Here is a 19,326-nt window from a genome sequence, read left to right as displayed (position 1 = left end):
CAGGCGGTCGGAAACGCGCGGGAGCTGCGAGGATGGGCGCATGCGCATCGCTGTCACGGGTTCCACGGGTCTGATCGGTTCGGCGCTCGTCCGCTCCCTGCTGGCGGACGGCCATGAGGTGGTCCGGCTGGTCCGGCACCGGTCGAAGACGGGCCCACGGCCGGACGGCAGCACCGCGATCGGCTGGAACCCGCTGCTCGGCGAGGTCGAGCGGGACGGGCTGACCGGCGTCCAGGCCGTGGTGCACCTGGCCGGCGCCGGGGTCGGCGACCGCCGCTGGACGGACTCCTACAAGCGGGAGATCCGGGAGAGCCGGGTGTACGGCACCGAGACGCTGGCGGTCGCGCTGGCCGGGCTCAAGGAGCCGCCGCAGGTGCTCGTGAGCGCCTCCGCGGTCGGCTGGTACGGGCAGACCGGCGACCGGGTGATCGACGAGGACTCGCCCGCCGGTGACGACTTCCTGGCCGAGGTCTGCCGGGAGTGGGAGGACGCCGCCCGGCCGGCCGAGCGGGCCGGGATCCGGGTCGTCCACCCGCGCACCGGGATGGTGCTCTCCACCAGCGGCGGGGCGGGCGGGCGGCTGTTCCCGCTGTTCAAGCTCGGCCTCGGCGGGCGGCTCGGCGACGGACGGCAGTACTGGAGCTTCATCTCGCTGCACGACGAGGTGGCCGCGCTGCGGTTCCTGATCGACCACGACGACCTCTCCGGCGCCTTCAACCTCACCGCGCCGAACCCCGCGACCAACGCCGAGCTGACCACCGCGCTCGGCCGGGCGCTGCGGCGGCCGACGCCGTTCCCGGTGCCGGAGGCGGTGCTCAGGGCGGTGCTGGGCGAGCTGGCGGTCGAGGTGGTCGGCAGCCACCGGGTGGTGCCGCGGCGGCTGCTGGACGCGGGCTTCCGCTTCACCCACCCGGACGTGTACTCGGCGGTGCTCGCGGCGATGTGACGGGGCGGGTGGGGCCGGGCGCCCGGGGCGGGTGGGCGAGCTGCCCGGCCGTGGGTGCCGACCATGGGTGCCGACCGGGCGGGCGCGCGGGGTGCTGCGCGCGCGGGGCGGGTTGGCGCGCGTGCGGGTGGTGCGCGACCGTGCGTACTCCGACTACGGCATTCGCCCTGGCCAGGGGCATATGCCGAGCGTGGCTGAAGGGGGCCCGGGAAGGGGGCGCACGGGAGCACGCGACGGGCGCGTCGCACGCCCCCGGTGACCGTACGCGCCCGCCGACCCCCGAACCCGGCCGCCACGGCGCACTGTCCGTGACCGGCGTCCTGCCCGGTGCCGCACAACCCGCCCTTCCCCTCGGATCCGGTCCGACGCGCTTGTCTGATGCTCACACTGACTGGGCATCACCCTCCACGGACCGTGTCCCGGCACCCCGCTGCCTGCGTCGGCCGGAGCCCCGGGACCAGGGAGGGAGCACGCCAGTGCCCACGTACGACTTCACCCGCCGTGCCCGTCGGACGTCCGACCCGGACGTCGTCGTGGTCGGTGCCGGACTCGCCGGCCTGGCCGCCGCCCGCGCGCTCACCGGCCACGGCCTCGCCGTTCAGGTCCTGGAGAGCACCGACCGGATCGGCGGCCGGATGGCCACCCGCGAGCAGGACGGATTCCGGCTCGACGACGGCAGCCACCTGCTGAACACCGCCTTCCCCGAGCTGCGCCGCACGCTCGACCTCGACCGCCTCGACCTGCGCCCGCTCGCGCCCGGCGTACTGGTGCACAGCGCCGGCCGCCGGTACCGCGCCGGGGACCCCCAGCTCACCGTCGCCCGGCACGCCACCACCCGGGCCCCGCTCGGCAGTCCGCTGGACAAGGCCCGGCTGGCCGGTTGGCTCGGCCGGCTCGCCACCACCCCGGTCGGCCGGCTCCAGGCCAGGCCGGAGACCACCGCCGCCCGCGCGCTGGCCGGCCACGGCCTCGCCCCGCGCACCGTGGACGGCTTCCTGCGCCCGCTGCTCAGCGCGCTGCTCTCCGATCCGGCGCTCGGCACCAGCAGCCGGATCGCCGACCTGGTGCTGCGCTCGTACGCGCGCGGCCGCCTCTGTCTGCCCGCCGGCGGCATCGCGGCGGTACCGGCCCAGCTGGCCGCCGCCCTGCCCGCCGGCACCGTCCGCACCCGGATCCAGGTCGGCTCGATCGCCGCGGACGGCGTGGAGACCCTCGCGCACGGGCGGATCGGCGCCCAGGCCGTGATCGTCGCCACCGACGCCCGCTCCGCCGCCGAACTGCTGCCCGGGCTACGGCTGCCGGACTTCCACTCCGTCACGACCTTCTACCACGCGGCCGACCGCGCCCCGCTGGGCGAGGCCGTCCTGCTGCTCGACGGCGACCGGCCGAACGGGCACCCGCCACTGGTCTCGCACTCGCTGGTGCTCAGCGAGCTGCACCCGTCCTACGCCCCGGCCGGCCAGGCGCTGGTCGCCACCACCGTGCTCGGGCGGCGCACCTTCGACGCGAGCGGCCCGGCCGGGCTGGAACCGGCCGTCCGGACCCGGCTGGCCGCGCTGTACGGCACCTCGACGACGGGGTGGCAGTTCCTCGGCGTGCGGCACGTCCCGGACGCGCTGCCCGCCATGCCGCCGCCGCACAACCCCCGGCGTCCGGTACGGCTGCTGGCCGGGCTGTACGTCGCCGGGGACCACCGGGACACCAGCACCGTGCAGGGCGCGCTGGTCTCCGGGCGGCGGGCGGCAGAGGCGGTGCTGCGCGACCTCGGCGTCCCGGTCGACGCCAGGGAGGCCGAGGCGGCGGCCTGACGGTCCCGGTCCGCGGCCGGCAGGCCGCTGCCGGCACGTCGAGGCCTCCCCCCACACCAGCGGTCTGCCGGGGTGACAGACCGACGGCGTGCCGGGACGCCGACGCGCCCGTTCCGCCTGTTCCGACCGTTCCGCCTTCCGATCGGTCCGTCTGTTCCGATCGGTCTGACCGTTCATCGGATGATTCCGACCACTCGGCCGGTCGCGCGGTGAGCGCCACCGCCCAGCGACCGGCCCTGATCCCGATCCCCGCCGCAGCCGTGGCCGCCCCGCTGCTCGCCGACCGGCTGCCGCGGTGGGTCGTCGTACCCGACCACCGTCCCGACCGCGGTCCCGACCGCCTTCCCGACCCGCCTTCCCGACCGTCGTGTCCGGGATCGCGCTCGGCTCCTGACCGGCCGGGACGTACCGGGCCGGGGCACGTCGACGACCCGGCCGGCCCCGGGACCGGCTCCGGCACGCCGCGCGGGGCCCGCTGGAGACGGGCGGGCACCGCGGCGGCCGGTCCCGGTGGTCGTGGCGGTCGACGCCGAGCGGCCGAGGGCCGGGCCCCGCGCACCCGGCCGCTCAGATCACCCCCGCCTGCCTGGCCGTCTCCTCGAAGGCGCGGGCCACCGGGCTGCCGCGGTACGGGGTGAGGCGGCGGTGGAAGTCCCGGACGTACTCCAGCGAGCGGGCCGAGCGCATCTCCCCCGCCGCCCGCAGCGCGTCGGTGGCCATGGTGCAGGCCTCGTCGAGGTCCCCCATGCCGAGCCTGGCGGTGGCGAGCACCAGGCGGCAGAAGATCCGGCTGCGGGCGTAGGCGGGCGAGCGCAGCCGCAGCGACTTCTCGGCGTGCTGCGCGGCCGTCCGCCACTGCTGGAGGTCGCGGTAGCAGTGGGCGAACTCGTCGGAGAGCTGGGCCTCGTCGAAGTAGCGCGCCCAGGAGGGCAGTTCGTCGCCGGACCGGGCCGCGGCCAGGGAGCGTTCGGCGCGCACCAGGGCGGTGGTGCAGGACCGCACGTCGCCCAGCAGGCCGTGGCCGCGGGCCTCGGCGGCGTGCATCAGCGACTGGACCACCGGCGGCACGGCGGTGCCCACGCCCTGCTGGGCGACCCGGGCGAGCTGGACCGCCTCCCGGCCGTGGCCGAGGTGGACGGCCTGCTGGCTCATCGTCACCAGCACGTAGCCGCCGAGCGCGCGGTCCCCGGCGGCCTGGGAGAGGCGCAGCGCCTGGACGAAGTAGCGCTGGGCGAGGCCGTGCGCGGCGATGTCGAAGGACGTCCAGCCCGCCAGTCTGGTGAGGTCGGCGACCGCCCCGAACAGGGCCCGGCCGATCTGCTCGCCGTAGCGGCCGCGCAGCATCGGCTCGGCCTCGCTCTCCAGGTAGCGGACCAGCGCCTGGCGGGCGTGGCCGCCGCCGTAGGCGTGGTCGAGCGCCCGGAAGAGGTCGCCGACGGCGCGGATGGCGGCGATGTCGCCGCGGCCGACCCGCAGGGTGGGCCGGGACTCGCGGGCCTGGTCGGTGTAGGCCGGCTCGACCGCGACCGGCGGGCGGCGGCTCTGGATCGGCACCCGGCCGATGGTGGGGGCGGTGCCGGTGGTCCCCGCCGTGCTGCGGGCGGTGGGGGCACCGGGGGCGCCGACGGCCGGGCCGCGCGCCGGGCCCATGGGGGACGCGCCGGGCGCACCCGGCGCCGGGGCGCCGGTGATGGCCGCGGAGGTGGCGCTGCCGGACGGCGGCCCGGCGGCGTCCGGCCTGACCAGGGTGGAGCCGTCCCGCGCGACCCGCTCGTCGGTGCGGCCGATCAGCCAGTCCCGGCTGGGGACGACCAGGCCGGCCGGGGTGAAGGCGATCCGGCGCAGCTCGGACTGCGGGCCGTTGTCCTTGCGCCACATGCTCGCCACGATGTCCACCGCCTCCTGCGGCGTCTCGGCGAACTCCAGGCCGGCGTAGACCGGGGCGCAGGCGTCCAGGCCGAGGTCCTGGGCGGTGAGGCGGCGGCCGAGCCGGCGGGTGAAGACCTCGGCGATCAGCGCCGGGGTGGCGCCGCGCGGCTGCTGGCCGCGCAGCCAGCGGGTGACCGAGGTCTTGTCGTAGCGCAGGTCGAGGCCGTGCTCCAGGCCCAGTTGGTCGACCCGGCGGGCGAGGCCGGCGTGCGAGAAGCCGGCCTCCTCGATCAGCGCCGCGAGCTGACCGTTCTGCGGGGCCGGGCCGGAGTGGCCGGGGCCGCGGGCCGAGGCGGGCGCGGACGCGACGGGGTTCTCGTGCCGTTCAGGTGTGGCCTGCACGGGCAGCCGCAGGTCGTCGGCGCCCGGGGCGTCGGCGGCCAGCGTGTCGGCGGTCAGGGCGTCGGGGGCGTCCGGAAGGGTCCGGCCGACCGGACCTCGGTGCTGGCCGAGCGGGTCGAGCGGTCCGTACGCCGGGCTGTCGGTTGCAGGCCGTTGGGGCATGTCTGTCAACACCTCTCGGACGTCGCACCTGGCCTCACCAGCACTTCGGCGGCCTGGGGCGGCGCCCCCTGTCGGGAATCGGCGTGAATGTAGCGAGCATTCGGGCGCTATGGGTGGATCTGACCGAGCAATCCACCGAACGGGTGAAGCAACCGCGCCCATTGTGGGGAAGCGCGCTCACGTTGGGTTTGGTCATCCGCAGCCGAACCGTCAGCCGATCGACCGGTCGATCCACCGTTCGGACCCCGCGCCGTTCTCATGGCTGACAACACCACAGCCCAACGGGATGCTGTGGCGGTCCGCCACATGGGAGCGGGGCCGCCGGATTCCTACCGTTCTCGGCCATGGACACCTCTACTGCCCGCCCGCTCGCCGGCCGCACGGCCATGGTCACCGGGGCCGCCTCGGGCATCGGCCGGGCCTGCGCCGAGGCCCTCGCCGCCGCCGGCGCCCGGGTCTACGTCGTCGACCTCGCGGCCGACCCGGCCGAGGAGCTCGCCGAGCGGATCGGCGGCCGCGCGATCGTCACCGACCTCGCCGACCCCGGGGCCGTGGACGCCCTGCCGGACGACGCTGACATCGTCGTCAACAACGCCGGCCTCCAGCACGTCGCGCCCGTACACGAGTTCCCGCCGGACCGCTTCACCCTCATCCAGCGCGTCATGGTCGAGGCCCCGTTCCGCATCCTGCGCCGCACCCTGCCGCACATGTACGAGCAGGGGTGGGGCCGGGTCGTCAACGTCTCCTCCGTCCACGGGCTGCGCGCCAGCGCCTTCAAGTCCGCGTACGTCACCGCGAAGCACGCCCTGGAGGGCCTGAGCAAGACCGTCGCGCTGGAGGGCGCTCCGTACGGCGTCACCAGCAACTGCATCAACCCCGGCTACGTCCGGACCCCCCTGGTGGAGAAGCAGATCGCCGCCCAGGCGCTCGCCCACGGCATCCACGAGGACGAGGTGGTCGAGCGGATCATGCTCGACCGCACCGCCGTGAAGCGCCTGATCGAGCCCGACGAGGTCGCTCAGCTGGCCCTCTGGCTCTGCTCCCCCGCCGCCTCCTACATCACCGGCGCCAGCCTCCCCGTCGACGGCGGATGGACGGCGCACTGAGCGGGGAGCGCTCCGGGATCCGACCGGCCCGCTCATAGGGCGGACAGGCACATTCGACCCCGGGACTGTGTGGGCCACCCACATAGTCCCGGGGTCCGGTGCTTCCTACCTTGTGGCGACATCGTCTCCCCCTGGTTCTGGAAGTGGTGGCCATGAACGCCTCTGCGCGAGGTACGACGGCGAGCAGCTCACTCCCGAGAGTGGTAGCCGCGAGCCTGATCGGCACGACCATCGAGTGGTACGACTACTTCCTGTACGGCACGGCGGCGGCGCTGGTGTTCGGGAAGCTGTTCTTCCCGCACAGCGACCCGCTGACCGGGACCCTGCTGTCCTTCCTGACCTACGCGATCGGGTTCGCCGCGCGGCCGCTCGGGGCGCTGGTGTTCGGGCACTTCGGGGACCGGGTCGGGCGCAAGCGCCTGCTGGTGGTGAGCCTGCTGCTGATGGGCGGGTCGACCACCGCGATCGGGCTGCTGCCGACGTACGACTCGATCGGGGCCGCGGCGCCGGTGCTGCTGACGGCGCTGCGGCTGGTGCAGGGCTTCGCGCTCGGCGGCGAGTGGGGCGGCGCCGTCCTGCTGGTGTCGGAGCACGGGGACCAGCGGCGGCGCGGGTTCTGGGCGTCCTGGCCGCAGGGCGGGGCACCGGCCGGGAACCTGCTGGCGGCGGGGGTGCTGTCGCTGCTGACGACGGTGCAGTCGGACGCGCAGTTCCTCGCGTGGGGCTGGCGGGTGCCGTTCCTGCTGTCGGCGGTGCTGGTCGTGGTCGGGTTGTGGATCCGGCTCGCGGTGGACGAGTCGCCGCTGTTCAAGCAGGCGCTGGCGGCGAAGCAGAAGCGGGAGAAGGAGCGGAGGAGCGCCGAACGGCCGCCGCTGGTCGAGGTGTTGCGGAACCACTGGCGGGAGGTGCTGGTGGCCATGGGCGCGCGGATGGCGGAGAACATCTCCTACTACGTGATGACGACCTTCGTGCTCACCTACGCCGTCACCCACGCGCACTTCTCCAAGCAGACCGCGCTGAACGCCGTCCTGATCGCCTCCGCGATCCAGTTCGCGCTGATCCCGCTGTTCGGCGCGCTGTCCGACCGGGTCGGGCGCAAGCCGGTGTACCTGGTGGGCGCGGTCGGGGTGGGCGTCTGGGCCTTCGTCTTCTTCGGCATGATCGACACCGGGTCCTTCGGCTCGCTGGTCGCCGCCGTGACCGTCGGCCTGGTCTTCCACAGCGCCATGTACGCGCCCCAGGCCGCCTTCTTCTCCGAGCTGTTCGCGACCCGGATGCGCTACTCGGGAGCCTCGATCGGGGCCCAGTTCTCCTCGGTGGCGGCCGGCGCCCCGGCGCCGCTGATCGCCACCGCGCTGCTCAAGGACTACGGCAGCGCCACCCCCATCGCGGTGTACGTGGCCATCGCGGCGGCGATCACCGTGCTGGCGGTGCTCTGCGGCCGGGAGACCAGGGGCCTGGACCTCGCGGAGGTCGCGGAGGACGCGCCGGACGCCGGGACCGCGGGAGCGGACGGGCAGCACGGCCAGGAGGCGGACGCCGCCTCCACCGGGAAGCCCGCCGTCGCCTGAGCCCCGAGCCCGCCGGGAAGCCCGCCGTCGCCCGAGCCCCGAGCCCGCCGGTAAGCCCGCCGTCGCCCGAGCCCCGAGCCGGTACGATCGCGCTCTCTCGGAACCGACGGAACCGACGCCGATTGGCAGCACGCACCATGAACCACCCTCACGAAAGCGCCGCGCCCGCGCTGCGGCGGCTGCTCGACCTGCTCGCCTCCGGCGCCGCCACCGAGGACTTCGCCGACGTGCTGGCCGACGCCCGCCGCCGCGGTGCGTCGGCCGCCGTCCTCGCCGAGATCGACGACGCCACCTGGCAGGCCCTGCGGGTCCACCGCACTCTGCGTCAACACCGGCGCCGCGAGGCGGAGTTGACGGCCCTTTTCGACACCGCCGGGGACCTCGCCGCGTCCCGGGACCTGGACACCGTGCTCCAGGCGATCGTCCGCCGGGCCCGGATGCTGCTCGGCACCGACACCGCGTACCTGACCCTGCCGGACGAGGCCGCCGGCGACACCTACATGCGGGTCACCGACGGCTCGGTCTCCGTCCTCTTCCAAACCCTGCGGCTCAGCCTCGGCCACGGACTGGGCGGGCTGGTCGCCCAGACCGCCCGCCCGTACGCCACCCCCGACTACCGCGCCGACGAACGCTTCCACCACACCGGCACGATCGACGCGGGCGTCCTCGACGAGGGCCTGGTGGCGATCATCGGGGTGCCGCTGCTGATCGGCGGGCGGGTCATCGGCGTCCTGTTCGCCGCCGACCGCACACCGCGCGCCTTCTCCCCCGACGAGGTCGCGCTGCTCTGGTCGCTGGCCGCGCACGCCGCGATCGCCCTGGACACCGCCAAGTCGCTGGCCGACACCCGGGCCGCGCTCGCCGAGCTGAACGCCGCCAACGAGCTGGTCCGGGCCCACTCCGCCGCCGTCCAGCGCGCCGAGCAGGCCCACGACCGGCTCACCGACCTGGTGCTGCGCGGCGCCGAGGTCCCGGACGTCGCCGCCGCCGTCGCCGTCCTGCTGGGCGGCGAGATAGCCGTCCTGGACGCCGAGGGCGAGCCGCTGGCCGGACGCTCCGCACCCGCCGCGGAACTGACCGCCGCGGTCGCCGCCTCCCGGGCCGAGGGCCGGTCCGTACGGCACGGCGACCAGTGGGTCTGCGCGGTGCTCGCCGGACACGACGCGATCGGCACCATGGTGCTGCGCGGCCGGCCCGACCTGGACGACGCCGACCGGCGGCTGTTCGAGCGGGCCACTGTGGTCACCGCGCTGCTCCTGCTGCTGCGCCGCTCGGTCGCCGAGACCGAGAACCGGGTCCGCGGCGAACTGCTCACCGACCTGCTGACCGCGCCCGAGCGCGACCCGGCCGGGCTCACCGCGCGCGGCCGCCGGCTCGGCGTCGACCTCGCCCGGCCGCACCTGGTGCTGGTCGCGGAGCCGGCCGACGGGAAGGACGACGACCGGGGACGGCTGGCGGGCGCCGCCCGGCGCTACCTGTTCGGCTCGCGGGGCGTCAGCGCCGAGCACGCCGAGACGGTCGTGCTGCTGGTGCCCGCCGAGAACGGCGGCGCCGGTGGCACCGGGGGCACCGGCGATCCCGAGGAGACCGCCAGGCAGGCCGCCGAGCGGCTGGCCCGGCTGGCCGGGTTCCCGGTCACCGTCGGTGCCGGCCGCCCCGCCGCGGGACCGTCCGCGCTCGCCGCCTCGTACGGCGAGGGCCTGCGCTGCGTCCGCGCGCTGCGGGTGCTCGGCCGGGCCGGGGAGGGCGCCTCGGCCCGCGCGCTCGGCTTCCTCGGCGTCCTGCTCGGCGACGGCCACGACGTGGACGGCTTCGTCGGCGCGACGCTCGGCCCGCTGCTGGCGTACGACGCCCGGCGCGGCACCGAGCTGGTCCGCACCCTGCGCACCTACTTCGACTGCGGCGGCAGCCTGACCCGGGCCAAGGACGAGCTGCACGTCCACGTGAACACCGTGGTCCAGCGGCTGGACCGGGTCGAGGCGCTGCTCGGACGGGACTGGAACCACCCGGAGCGGTCGCTGGAGCTCCAGCTCGCGCTGCGGCTCCAGCTGCTCGCGGGCTGAGCGGGGCGGGGCCGGGCGGGGCGTCCGCTCGGGGCCGGACGGGGCCGGATCGGGCGGGGCGGCTGCCCACGGGCGGCCGAAGGGGTCCCGCCGGGCTGGGCGTACAGTGGCGAGGTTGGTCTCGAACGCCTGGCAAGGAGCGGCAGCGGTGAGCGAGAACGTGCGTTTTGTCCACATGGGCATAGGTGAGCGGACGGTGCCCTACCAGGAGGCCTGGGAGGAGCAGCAGCGGCTGCACGCGCTGCGGGTCGCGGACGAGATCCCCGACACCGTCCTGCTCCTGGAGCACCAGTCGGTGTACACCATGGGCAAGCGCACCAACCCCGCCGACCTGCCGCTGGACGGCACCCCGGTGGTGGAGGTCAACCGCGGCGGGGAGATCACCTGGCACGGCCCCGGCCAGCTGGTCGGCTACCCGATCGTCAAGCTGCCCGACCCGATCGACGTCATCGCCTACGTCCGCCGGCTGGAGGAGGCGCTGATCCGCACCGCGGGCGGGTTCGGCATCGACACCGCCCGGGTCGAGGGCCGCAGCGGGGTCTGGGTGCTGGGCGAGTCCATCCCGGACGCCGTGGTGGACCCGGCGCAGGTGGTGGACATCGGCAGGCTGACCCTGCGGATGGGCCTGCCACTGGGCATCGACCCGCGGCTGGCCGGCCCCGAGTACGCGCCCTCCAACGCCGGCCAGCGCGGTGACGACCGCAAGCTCGCCGCGATCGGCGTGCGGGTCGCCCGCGGGGTGACCATGCACGGCTTCGCGCTCAACTGCGCCCCGGACATGACCTGGTTCGACAAGATCGTGCCGTGCGGCATCCGGGACGCGGGCGTGGCCTCGCTCACCGGCGAGCTGAAGCGCGAGCTGTCCGTCGCCGAGGCCGCGCCGGTGGTCGAACGGCACCTGGCCGACGTCCTCGCCGAACTGCCGGAGCCGGCGCTCAGCCGCTGAGCACCTCCCGTCCCGCCCGCCCGGCGGCCGCCGGAGATCACGGCGGCCACCGGGAATCTACCGACCGGTAGCCGTGTTGCCCTGCGATTGCAGGGCGGCAGGCCCGGCGAAGGCCCCACAACCACAGGCGTACCCTGGGGGTACCCCGTCTAGTTCTAGGAGTCGCACGTGTCCGCTGTCGCGCCCGACGGCAGGAAGCTGCTCCGCCTGGAGGTCCGCAACAGCGAGACCCCCATCGAGCGGAAGCCCGAGTGGATCAAGACCCGCGCGAAGATGGGGCCGGAGTACAACGCCCTCCAGTCGCTGGTGAAGAAGGAGGGGCTGCACACGGTCTGCCAGGAGGCCGGCTGCCCCAACATCTTCGAGTGCTGGGAGGACCGCGAGGCGACCTTCCTCATCGGTGGCGACCAGTGCACCCGCCGCTGCGACTTCTGTCAGATCGACACCGGCAAGCCCGCCGAGTTCGACCGCGACGAGCCGCGCCGGGTCGCCGAGTCCATCGTCACCATGGACCTCAACTACGCCACCATCACCGGCGTCGCCCGCGACGACCTGGCGGACGGCGGCTCCTGGCTGTACGCCGAGACGGTGCGCCAGGTGCACGCGCTGACCGCGGGCCGCGAGGCCGGCCGCACCGGCGTCGAGCTGCTCATCCCCGACTTCAACGCGGTGCCCGAGCAGCTGGCCGAGGTCTTCTCCTCCCGCCCCGAGGTGCTCGCCCACAACGTCGAGACGGTGCCGCGGATCTTCAAGCGGATCCGCCCGGCGTTCCGCTACGAGCGCTCGCTGGACGTCATCACCCAGGCCCGCGCGGCCGGGCTGGTGACCAAGTCCAACCTGATCCTGGGCATGGGCGAGACCCGCGAGGAGGTCAGCCAGGCGCTGGCCGACCTGGTCGGCGCCGGCTGCGAGCTGATCACCATCACCCAGTACCTGCGTCCCTCGCTGCGCCACCACCCGGTGGAGCGCTGGGTGAAGCCGCAGGAGTTCGTCGAGCTCCAGCAGGAGGCCGAGGAGCTGGGCTTCGCGGGCGTCATGTCGGGCCCGCTGGTGCGTTCCTCGTACCGGGCCGGCCGGCTGTACCGGCAGGCGCTGGAGCGGCGCGCGCAGGCGGCTGTCTGACGGCCGGCGGTCGGTTTCAGGCCATGGAAGGGCGGAGCGACTGCTCCGCCCTTCCGGTTTTCACCACGCTTTGACTGCCTGGTCACGGACTGGTAACACGGGGTGGGGACTCTGGACGCCTGATGGGCGTTCGATTCTTCTCGGCCATCACAGCCAGGAGAGGAGCTGTTCGGCATGGGGATGCGGATCCGGTCGGTGGGGGTGGCGCTGCGGTTCGCCGAGAGCGTCCTGCTCGCTCCCGGCCAGCGGCACGCACGGCGCAACGCCTGGGCGGCGGTGTGCGAGAACCGCAGGTACGCGGCGGACCGCCGGCACGACGAGGCGGTGGCGGTGTCGGGGTCGTCCGGGGTGTCCGGACCGGCCGGGACACGGCCGTAGGTGCGGCCGTAGGTGCGGCCGTAGGTGCGGCCGTAGGTGCGGCTGCCAGTGCGGCCACGGGGCGGGCCGTCCGCGCGGCGGTGACGCTTCGGCGTCGGCGATGGCCCCGGCGTCGCTCTGTGCGACGGTGTGCGGGCGCTCGGGTCACGGTTGGGGCGAACGGGTACCCGGGCTTGGATATCCCGTACCCGTGCCACGTACCATGAGCGTTATGGCGAGGGAAACATCCGAGAACCCCGGACGGCTGAAGCAGATCCGTCTGGCGTACACCATGACCAAGAAGGTCGACACCAAGATCGGCCTGATCATCGCCGGCGTCGGCCTGCTGACCTTCGGCGTGTTCCTCGCCATCGGCTTCGCGATCGAGCACCCCGTCTACCTGGGCATCCTGGGCTTCATCGTGGCCGTGCTGGCCATGGCGATCGTCTTCGGGCGCCGGGCCGAGCGCGCCGCGTTCGGACAGATGGAGGGGCAGCCGGGGGCCGTGGCGGCGGTGCTGGACAACATCCGGCGCGGCTGGAGCTCCAGCACGACGCCGGTGGCGGTCACCCGCAACCAGGACGCGGTCTACCGTGCCGTGGGCCGGGCCGGCATCGCGCTGATCGGCGAGGGCAACCCGAACCGGGTCCGCCAGCTGCTGGCCTCCGAGAAGAAGAAGATGGCCCGTGTGGTCGGCGACGTGCCGGTGCACGACATCGTGGTGGGCACCGGCGAGGGCGAGATCCCGCTGAAGAAGCTCCAGGTCCACCTGATGCGCCTGCCCCGCGCCATCACCGCCGCCCAGGTCACCGAGACCAACGACCGCCTGCGCGCGCTGGGCGACCTGCTCTCCAAGGCGCCGATCCCCAAGGGTCCGATGCCGAAGGGCGCCCGGATGCCCAAGGGCGGCCAGGCCCGCTGACCCTCCCTCCCCTGACGACAACGGCCCCGCCGCGGAAGCTCCGCGGCGGGGCCGTTCTGTGTCCTACGGGACCGGCGTGATCGCATGGGGCCGGGATGGTCCTACGGGAACCGGGGGGTACGGGCCTGGGGTGGCCGCACCGACCCCGGGCGCTAGATCCGGACCTCGACGGTGCCGACCGCCTTGTCGTGCAGGCCGCGGGTGTCGCGGTCCCAGACCAGCGGCGGCACCACCAGGCAGAGCAGCAGGGTGCGCAGCAGGACCTGCGGGATGGTCGCCCGCCTGCCGTCCAGCCGGACCACCCGGAGGCCGAACAGCCGCTTGCCGACCGTCGTGCCGGTGGTGGCCAGCAGCAGGGCCGCGACCAGGAAGAACAGCGGGCTGGTCCACAGGTTGGCCTCGGCCTGGTCGCCGCGGGCGATCAGCCCGTACGAGATCAGGGCGACCAGCCACCCGTCCACGAACAGGGCGCCGATCCGCCGGCCGGGGCCGGCGATCGAGCCGGGGCCCTCCTTGGGCAGCCCGAGGCGCTCGCCGCGGTAGCCGAAGTCGGCGCCCAACTTCTCGGCGGCCGCCCGGGGGCCGTCGATCCACGATCCCAACGCTTCTCTGGTGTCCACGAATCCACACTAACCGGGCTGACGGCGTGCACCCCCACCGGCTCCCCTCCGGCCGGGGCAGCACCCCCCGACCGGGTGAACCGTCGTTCCCGGGCTTTCCAAGTGGTCCAGACCACTTGCGGAAGGACGCCCAGCTCGGCGAGGCGATTTGTACAGGCCCGTCCATCTTTGCCACCCGTGCGGCGGCCGTGGTTAACATCTAGGAAACGACCGGGTCACCGGCTGGAAACGACCCATTCCTATGGTGAGCCAAATTCGCACCGAGGAGGATGGATGTTCAACAACGCCGCCGAAGTGAAGCAGTACATCCAGGACAACGACGTCAAGTTCGTCGACGTCCGCTTCTGCGACCTGCCGGGCGTCTTGCAGCACTTCTCCGTACCCGCGGCGACCTTCGATCCGTCCGAGATCCTGATGTTCGACGGCTCGTCGATCCGCGGCTTCCAGGCCATCCACGAGTCCGACATGGCTCTGGTGCCGGACCTCGCCACGGCCCGCCTCGACCCCTTCCGGGCCGAGAAGCACCTCAACATCAACTTCTTCATCCAGGACCCGGTCACCGGCGAGGCGTACAGCCGCGACCCGCGCAACGTCGCCAAGAAGGCCGAGGCCTACCTCGCCTCCTCCGGCATCGCCGACACCGCGTTCTTCGGGCCCGAGGCCGAGTTCTACGTCTTCGACTCGGTCCGCTTCGAGACCAGCGCCAACGCGTCCTTCTACCACATCGACTCGGAGGCCGGCGCCTGGAACAGCGGCGCCGCCGAGGGCGACGTGCGCGGCTACAAGGTCAAGTACAAGGGCGGGTACTTCCCCGTCCCTCCGGTCGACCACTTCGCCGACCTGCGCGCCGAGATGTCGCTGGAACTCGCCGCGGCCGGGCTGGAGGTCGAACGCCAGCACCACGAGGTCGGCACGGCCGGCCAGGCCGAGATCAACTACAAGTTCAACACCCTGCTGCACGCCGCCGACGACCTGATGCTGTTCAAGTACATCATCAAGAACGTCGCCTGGCGGAACGGCAAGACCGCCACCTTCATGCCCAAGCCGATCTTCGGCGACAACGGCTCGGGCATGCACGTCCACCAGTCGCTGTGGACCGAGGGCTCGCCGCTCTTCTACGACGAGCAGGGCTACGCCGGGCTCTCCGACACCGCCCGCTACTACATCGGCGGACTGCTGCGGCACGCCCCCTCGCTGCTGGCCTTCACCAACCCCTCGGTGAACTCCTACCACCGCCTGGTGCCGGGCTTCGAGGCGCCGGTCAACCTGGTCTACTCGCAGCGCAACCGCTCGGCCGCGATCCGCATCCCGATCACCGGCTCCAACGCCAAGGCCAAGCGCATCGAGTTCCGCGCGCCGGACCCGTCCTCCAACCCCTACCTGGCCTTCTCCGCCATGCTGATGGCCGGCATCGACGGCATCCGCAACAAGATCGAGCCGCTGGAGCCCGTCGACAAGGACCTCTACGAGCTGGCCCCCGAGGAGCACGCCAACGTCCCCCAGGTCCCGTCCTCCCTCCCCGCCGTCCTGGAGGCCCTGGAAGCCGACCACGAGTACCTCCTCGCGGGCAACGTCTTCACCCCGGACCTGATCGAGACCTGGATCGACTTCAAGCGCACCAACGAGATCGCCCCGATCGCCCTCCGGCCCCACCCGCACGAGTTCGAGCTGTACTACGACCTGTAGAGGGCCTCCGACCTGCGGGAACGCAGGTCGGTCTCTCAACGTTTCCGCAGGTCAGCACCTCGCTGACCTGCGGAAACGCCGGCTGCCGACTCGCGCCGAATGCCCTGGGCTCGCCGTGTGGAATGAGAGTGTCGCGACGCTGCCCGGTTTCGAGCCGTTCCGCGCGGTCCCGCCGAGCGGGAACGCAGCGCGTTTCTAGTCCGCGGCCAGCGCGGACAGGATGTCGAGGCGAGCCGCCCGCACAGCCGGGGTCAGCGCCGCGAGGACGCCGGCGATCACGGCAGCCGCCGCCAGTTCCGCAAGGGTGATCCAGGGCACTGACAGGATGGTTTGCCCCTCGCCCGCCATTCGATGGAGGGCGATCCCCCAAGCGATGCCGAGCGACAGTCCTGACAGAGCCCCCAAGGCAGTGATCACGACCGACTCCAAGCGGACCATGCGGCGGACTTCGCGGCGTGAGGCCCCGACCGCGCGCAGCATGCCGATCTCGCGCGTCCGTTCCCCGACCGACATGGCCATCGTGTTGGCCACGCCCAGCACCGCGATGACGACCGCGAGGGTCAGGAGCCCGTACGCCATCGAGAGCATCCGGTCGGCGCTGTTTCGGACGGATGCCTTGTAGGCCGCCCGGTCCTGCACGGCCAGCTGCGGATACCCGGCCAGCGCCGTGGTGAGCGCCTTCCCGACCGCTGTCGGGTCCGCGCCGCGGGCCGCGAAGGCGAACAGGGTGGTGTCGGAGGCGGTGGGAGCCAGGGTGGACAGGACGTCGAATCCGACACTGGGCGCGAGTCGTACCCGGCCCATCGACATGCCGGGCGGTTCTTGGCGTTGAACGGCGCCGATCGTCAGGGTCACCGGGCGGCTGCCCGGTCCGGCGAGGGTGACGTGGTCGCCGATGCCGACGCCGAGTCGCTCGGCCATGGCGTCCACGAGGACGATCCGGCCGTGGGCGAGCGCGGCCTGCGGGTCGCCCGCTGGGTAGGTCTCGTGCATCGCGGTGGGGAAACCGGGCTCGTCGCCGTAGACGGTGGTGGACAGCGTGGTCGCTCCGGCGGTGAGCGTGGCCCTGGTGACCCGTTCCCTGACGATCTCGCCGATTCCCGGTACGCGCCGCGCCGCCTCGGCGGCCTCGGGCCCGAACTGCGCCTGCGAGTGCTGTCCGCTGACGATGAAGTCCGCGCCGAGCATCCGGTCGGTGCGAGCCGCCATGGAGTCCGAGGCGGAGGCCGCCGAGACGGCCATCGCCGTTGCCACGCAGATGCCGATCATCAGCGCGGCAGAGGTGGCGGCAGTGCGGCGCGGGTTGCGCAGCGTGTTCCCGGCGGCGATCGCGCCGATCGGCCCGAAGAGCCGCGGGAAGGCGGCCGTCAGGACCGGGACGACGCCGCGGACGAGAGCGGGCCCGAGCGGGAAGAAGGCGATCAGGGTCAGGATCATGCCCGGCGCCGTCGCGGCATGGCCCGCGATCAGCAGACCGGCCCCGGCCAGCAGCAGCGCCGCGCCGGTCAGCGTGCGGCCCCGGCCGGGCCGGGTGCTCGGCGCGGCCGCCTCGCGGAGAGCGGCCATCGGCGGGATGCGTCCCGCACGCCGCGCCGGGATCACTCCGGCGGCCAGCGTGGCCACGGTGCCGACGGCGTAGCCGACCAGCACGGCGTCGGGCCCGACGACCAGCGAGGTCGAGCCCAGGTCGAGGCCGAAGGAGGCCATCGCCGCGTGCAGCCCGACGGCCAGCCCGATCCCGGCGCCGATGCCGAGGGTGGAGCCCAGGAGGCCGAGGACCAGGGCTTCGAGCAGGACGGACCGGTTCACCTGCCGGCGGCTCGCGCCGATCGCGCGCAGCAGGCCGAGCTCGCGGGTCCGGGCCCCGACCAACATCGAGAACGTGTTGAAGATGAGGAGCACGCCGACCAGGACGGCCACCACCGCGAAGCCCGTCATCACCATGCCGAGGAAGTCAGTGGTCTGACCGGCCCCGTTGTCCGGGCTCACGGCGGTCGGATCCTTGGCCTGGACCTGGACCGCGCCGCCCAGGGTGGCCTCGAGGCCGCGACGGAGGTCGGCGGGCGTCACACCGGCGGCGGCGTCCACCCGGATCGAGGTGGCCGCGCCGGGCTTGCCGAGCAGCCGCTGCTGGGCGGTGGCGGTGTCGACGTAGACGCGGGTGTTGCCCTGGCTGGCGGCCTTGAAGTCGGCGATGCCGGTGACCCTGGCCTCGAACGTGCCGGGGACGGCGACCACCCTGATCGTGTCCCCGATCCGCACGTGGGCGCGGTCCGCCGAGACGCGGTCGAGCACGGCCTCGTCAGGGCCCTGCGGGGCCCGGCCGCCGGCGAGCCGCACCGGCGACCGGTCGGAGTCGTACCAGTTGCCCGCCAGTACGGGGATGCTGCTCTTGGCGCCGAAACCGGACATCCCGCCGGCCGCGTCGATCGCCTTGTCCTGCGAGTCGGTCAGCGTCGCGGTGTCGACCGTGACGTCGGGGTACGCCGCCGCCACGCCCGGCACGGCGCGCACCTTCCCGACCAGGGTGTCGGCGTCCGGCAGCGTGCCGCCCTCGCCGACCACGGCCCGCTGCACCGCGTCGCCGGCCTCGGCCGGCCCCGTGCCCGCCGGCAGCGGGGCAGTGACGGTGACGTCCGGGGCGCTCGCCGCCGCGGCGTCGTCCAAGGCCCCGTTGATCGTGCCGGTGAAGATCATCGTGCCGGTGACGAAGGCCACCGAGAGCACCACGGCAAGGCAGGACAGCGCGAGTCGTCCTGTGTGCGCGAAGATCCCGCGCAGCGCCACCTTCGGCATCAGCGGTGCCCCCCGCCTTGGCGCATCCGGTGCAGGACGGCCTCAGCGGTCGGGGACCGCAGCTCGCCGGCCACCCGGCCGTCGGCGAGGAAGACCACGCGGTCGGCGAAGGACGCGGCGGTCGGGTCGTGGGTCACCATGACGACGGTCTGTTCGAGCTCGTCCACGCTCCGGCGCAGCAGCCGCAGTACCTCGGTCCCGGCCTGGGAGTCCAGGTTCCCCGTGGGCTCGTCGGCGAACACGATCTCCGGCCGGCCCGCGAGGGCGCGAGCACAGGCGACCCGCTGCTGCTGCCCGCCGGACAGTTCCGAAGGCCGGTGGCGCAGCCGGTCCGCCAGGCCGAAGGTCACCAGGATCTCGTTGAGCCAGGCCCGGTCGGGCGTGCGGCCCGCGATCGCCATGGGCAGGGTGATGTTCTCCAGGGCGGTCAGGGCCGGGATGAGGTTGAACGACTGGAAGATGAAGCCGATCCGGTCGCGGCGCAGCTCGGTGAGCTCGCGCTCGCGCAGCGCGGTGAGCTCGATGTCGTCGATCCAGATCCGGCCGCCGTCCACCGAGTCCAGGCCCGCCAGACAGTGCATCAGGGTCGACTTGCCCGAGCCGGACGGGCCCATGATCGCGGTGAACGCGCCGCCCTCGATCTCGACGTCGACGGCGTCCAGAGCTGTGACCTTCGCGTCGCCCGTGCCGTGGACCTTGGTGATCTTCTCGCCGCGGGCGGCGGGCTCGGACACGGGAACCGGTGCCCGGCCGGAACCCGGTGCTTGATCCGGAGCGGGTGCTCGGTCGAGAGTCATGCGGATGCTCCATCCTTCGAAGATCGTCAGGTGCCGGATGGCTTTCCACGATGGCGGTCGCGGCCGGTCCGCCGGATCAGGCCGCGGCACGGAGTCGGTGTCCGGGCCCCGGGCCCGGACACCGTGTGCGCCCCTGGTCCGAGGTACAGGTCC

General features: G+C 73.7%; 14 protein-coding genes. 10 read left to right on the top strand and 4 right to left on the bottom strand.

Going from position 1 to position 19,326, the window contains the following annotated elements; genetic code table 11:
* Window positions 1-40: 40 nt before the first annotated feature.
* Window positions 41-946 (top strand): TIGR01777 family oxidoreductase, encoded by a 906-nt coding sequence (locus ACIQOW_RS02220; protein WP_188296191.1) that lies wholly within the window; start codon window positions 41-43, stop codon window positions 944-946.
* A gap of 476 nt (window positions 947-1,422) precedes the next feature.
* A complete protein-coding gene (locus ACIQOW_RS02215) occupies window positions 1,423-2,754 on the top strand; it encodes an FAD-dependent oxidoreductase (RefSeq protein ID WP_401078784.1) in 1,332 nt (443 codons plus the stop codon).
* 567 nt (window positions 2,755-3,321) lie between these two features.
* Here the strand turns inward: ACIQOW_RS02215 and ACIQOW_RS02210 are convergent.
* Window positions 3,322-5,187 (bottom strand): regulator, encoded by a 1,866-nt coding sequence (locus tag ACIQOW_RS02210; RefSeq protein ID WP_401078781.1) that lies wholly within the window; start codon window positions 5,185-5,187, stop codon window positions 3,322-3,324.
* A gap of 344 nt (window positions 5,188-5,531) precedes the next feature.
* Between ACIQOW_RS02210 and ACIQOW_RS02205 the strand changes: the two genes are divergently transcribed.
* The 7 genes from ACIQOW_RS02205 to ACIQOW_RS02175 all read left to right on the top strand — a co-directional run bounded on the left by ACIQOW_RS02205 (window position 5,532) and on the right by ACIQOW_RS02175 (window position 13,274).
* Entirely contained in the window at window positions 5,532-6,293 is a 762-nt protein-coding gene (locus ACIQOW_RS02205) for a 3-hydroxybutyrate dehydrogenase (RefSeq protein ID WP_401078778.1), read from the top strand.
* 152 nt (window positions 6,294-6,445) lie between these two features.
* A complete protein-coding gene (locus tag ACIQOW_RS02200; RefSeq protein ID WP_401078776.1) occupies window positions 6,446-7,864 on the top strand; it encodes an MFS transporter in 1,419 nt (472 codons plus the stop codon).
* Window positions 7,865-8,001: 137 nt separating this feature from the next.
* Window positions 8,002-9,927, top strand: a complete 1,926-nt coding sequence (locus ACIQOW_RS02195) for a helix-turn-helix domain-containing protein (protein ID WP_401078773.1) — start codon at window positions 8,002-8,004, stop codon at window positions 9,925-9,927.
* 175 nt (window positions 9,928-10,102) lie between these two features.
* Entirely contained in the window at window positions 10,103-10,873 is a 771-nt protein-coding gene (lipB, locus tag ACIQOW_RS02190) for a lipoyl(octanoyl) transferase LipB (RefSeq protein WP_401079773.1), read from the top strand.
* A gap of 168 nt (window positions 10,874-11,041) precedes the next feature.
* The gene (locus ACIQOW_RS02185; protein WP_401078770.1) at window positions 11,042-11,995 is read left to right on the top strand and encodes a lipoyl synthase; all 954 of its coding nucleotides are present in this window, start codon (window positions 11,042-11,044) and stop codon (window positions 11,993-11,995) included.
* Window positions 11,996-12,169: 174 nt separating this feature from the next.
* Window positions 12,170-12,373: a hypothetical protein gene (locus ACIQOW_RS02180; RefSeq protein WP_401078767.1), complete on the top strand. Its 204-nt coding sequence runs from the start codon at window positions 12,170-12,172 to the stop codon at window positions 12,371-12,373.
* 211 nt (window positions 12,374-12,584) lie between these two features.
* The gene (locus ACIQOW_RS02175; protein WP_401078764.1) at window positions 12,585-13,274 is read left to right on the top strand and encodes a DUF4191 domain-containing protein; all 690 of its coding nucleotides are present in this window, start codon (window positions 12,585-12,587) and stop codon (window positions 13,272-13,274) included.
* Window positions 13,275-13,426: 152 nt separating this feature from the next.
* On the opposite strand, the gene ACIQOW_RS02170 is transcribed toward ACIQOW_RS02175, so the two are convergent.
* Complete coding sequence (locus ACIQOW_RS02170; protein ID WP_188298586.1) at window positions 13,427-13,894, bottom strand: RDD family protein; 468 nt, start codon at window positions 13,892-13,894, stop codon at window positions 13,427-13,429.
* A gap of 273 nt (window positions 13,895-14,167) precedes the next feature.
* Between ACIQOW_RS02170 and glnA the strand changes: the two genes are divergently transcribed.
* Complete coding sequence (gene glnA, locus ACIQOW_RS02165; protein ID WP_188298585.1) at window positions 14,168-15,580, top strand: type I glutamate--ammonia ligase; 1,413 nt, start codon at window positions 14,168-14,170, stop codon at window positions 15,578-15,580.
* Between the two features lie 195 nt (window positions 15,581-15,775).
* Here the strand turns inward: glnA and ACIQOW_RS02160 are convergent, their stop codons facing one another.
* On the bottom strand, window positions 15,776-18,376 hold the full coding sequence (locus tag ACIQOW_RS02160; RefSeq protein WP_401078759.1) for an ABC transporter permease: 2,601 nt from the start codon (window positions 18,374-18,376) through the stop codon (window positions 15,776-15,778).
* Window positions 18,376-19,173 (bottom strand): ABC transporter ATP-binding protein, encoded by a 798-nt coding sequence (locus ACIQOW_RS02155; protein WP_401078756.1) that lies wholly within the window; start codon window positions 19,171-19,173, stop codon window positions 18,376-18,378. Before ACIQOW_RS02155 ends, ACIQOW_RS02160 begins: the two co-directional genes overlap by 1 nt.
* Between the last annotated feature and the right edge of the window lie 153 nt (window positions 19,174-19,326).

It is taken from the genome of Kitasatospora sp. NPDC091335, from assembly GCF_044757205.1.
Lineage (GTDB): Bacteria > Actinomycetota > Actinomycetes > Streptomycetales > Streptomycetaceae > Kitasatospora.
The sequence above is the reverse complement of the archived record's forward strand: the minus strand, read 5'-3'. Positions and strand labels throughout refer to the sequence as shown.

Excerpts from the sequence above, each read along its gene's own strand:
- glnA (WP_188298585.1), top strand. The coding sequence starts at position 14,168 with ATGTTCAACAACGCCGCCGAAGTGAAGCAGTACATCCAGGACAACGAC.
- ACIQOW_RS02210 (WP_401078781.1), bottom strand. The coding sequence starts at position 5,187 with ATGCCCCAACGGCCTGCAACCGACAGCCCGGCGTACGGACCGCTCGAC.
- lipB (WP_401079773.1), top strand. The coding sequence starts at position 10,103 with ATGGGCATAGGTGAGCGGACGGTGCCCTACCAGGAGGCCTGGGAGGAG.
- ACIQOW_RS02220 (WP_188296191.1), top strand. The coding sequence starts at position 41 with ATGCGCATCGCTGTCACGGGTTCCACGGGTCTGATCGGTTCGGCGCTC.
- ACIQOW_RS02160 (WP_401078759.1), bottom strand. The coding sequence starts at position 18,376 with ATGCCGAAGGTGGCGCTGCGCGGGATCTTCGCGCACACAGGACGACTC.
- ACIQOW_RS02195 (WP_401078773.1), top strand. The coding sequence starts at position 8,002 with ATGAACCACCCTCACGAAAGCGCCGCGCCCGCGCTGCGGCGGCTGCTC.
- ACIQOW_RS02180 (WP_401078767.1), top strand. The coding sequence starts at position 12,170 with ATGGGGATGCGGATCCGGTCGGTGGGGGTGGCGCTGCGGTTCGCCGAG.
- ACIQOW_RS02200 (WP_401078776.1), top strand. The coding sequence starts at position 6,446 with ATGAACGCCTCTGCGCGAGGTACGACGGCGAGCAGCTCACTCCCGAGA.
- ACIQOW_RS02205 (WP_401078778.1), top strand. The coding sequence starts at position 5,532 with ATGGACACCTCTACTGCCCGCCCGCTCGCCGGCCGCACGGCCATGGTC.
- ACIQOW_RS02155 (WP_401078756.1), bottom strand. The coding sequence starts at position 19,173 with ATGACTCTCGACCGAGCACCCGCTCCGGATCAAGCACCGGGTTCCGGC.
- ACIQOW_RS02175 (WP_401078764.1), top strand. The coding sequence starts at position 12,585 with ATGGCGAGGGAAACATCCGAGAACCCCGGACGGCTGAAGCAGATCCGT.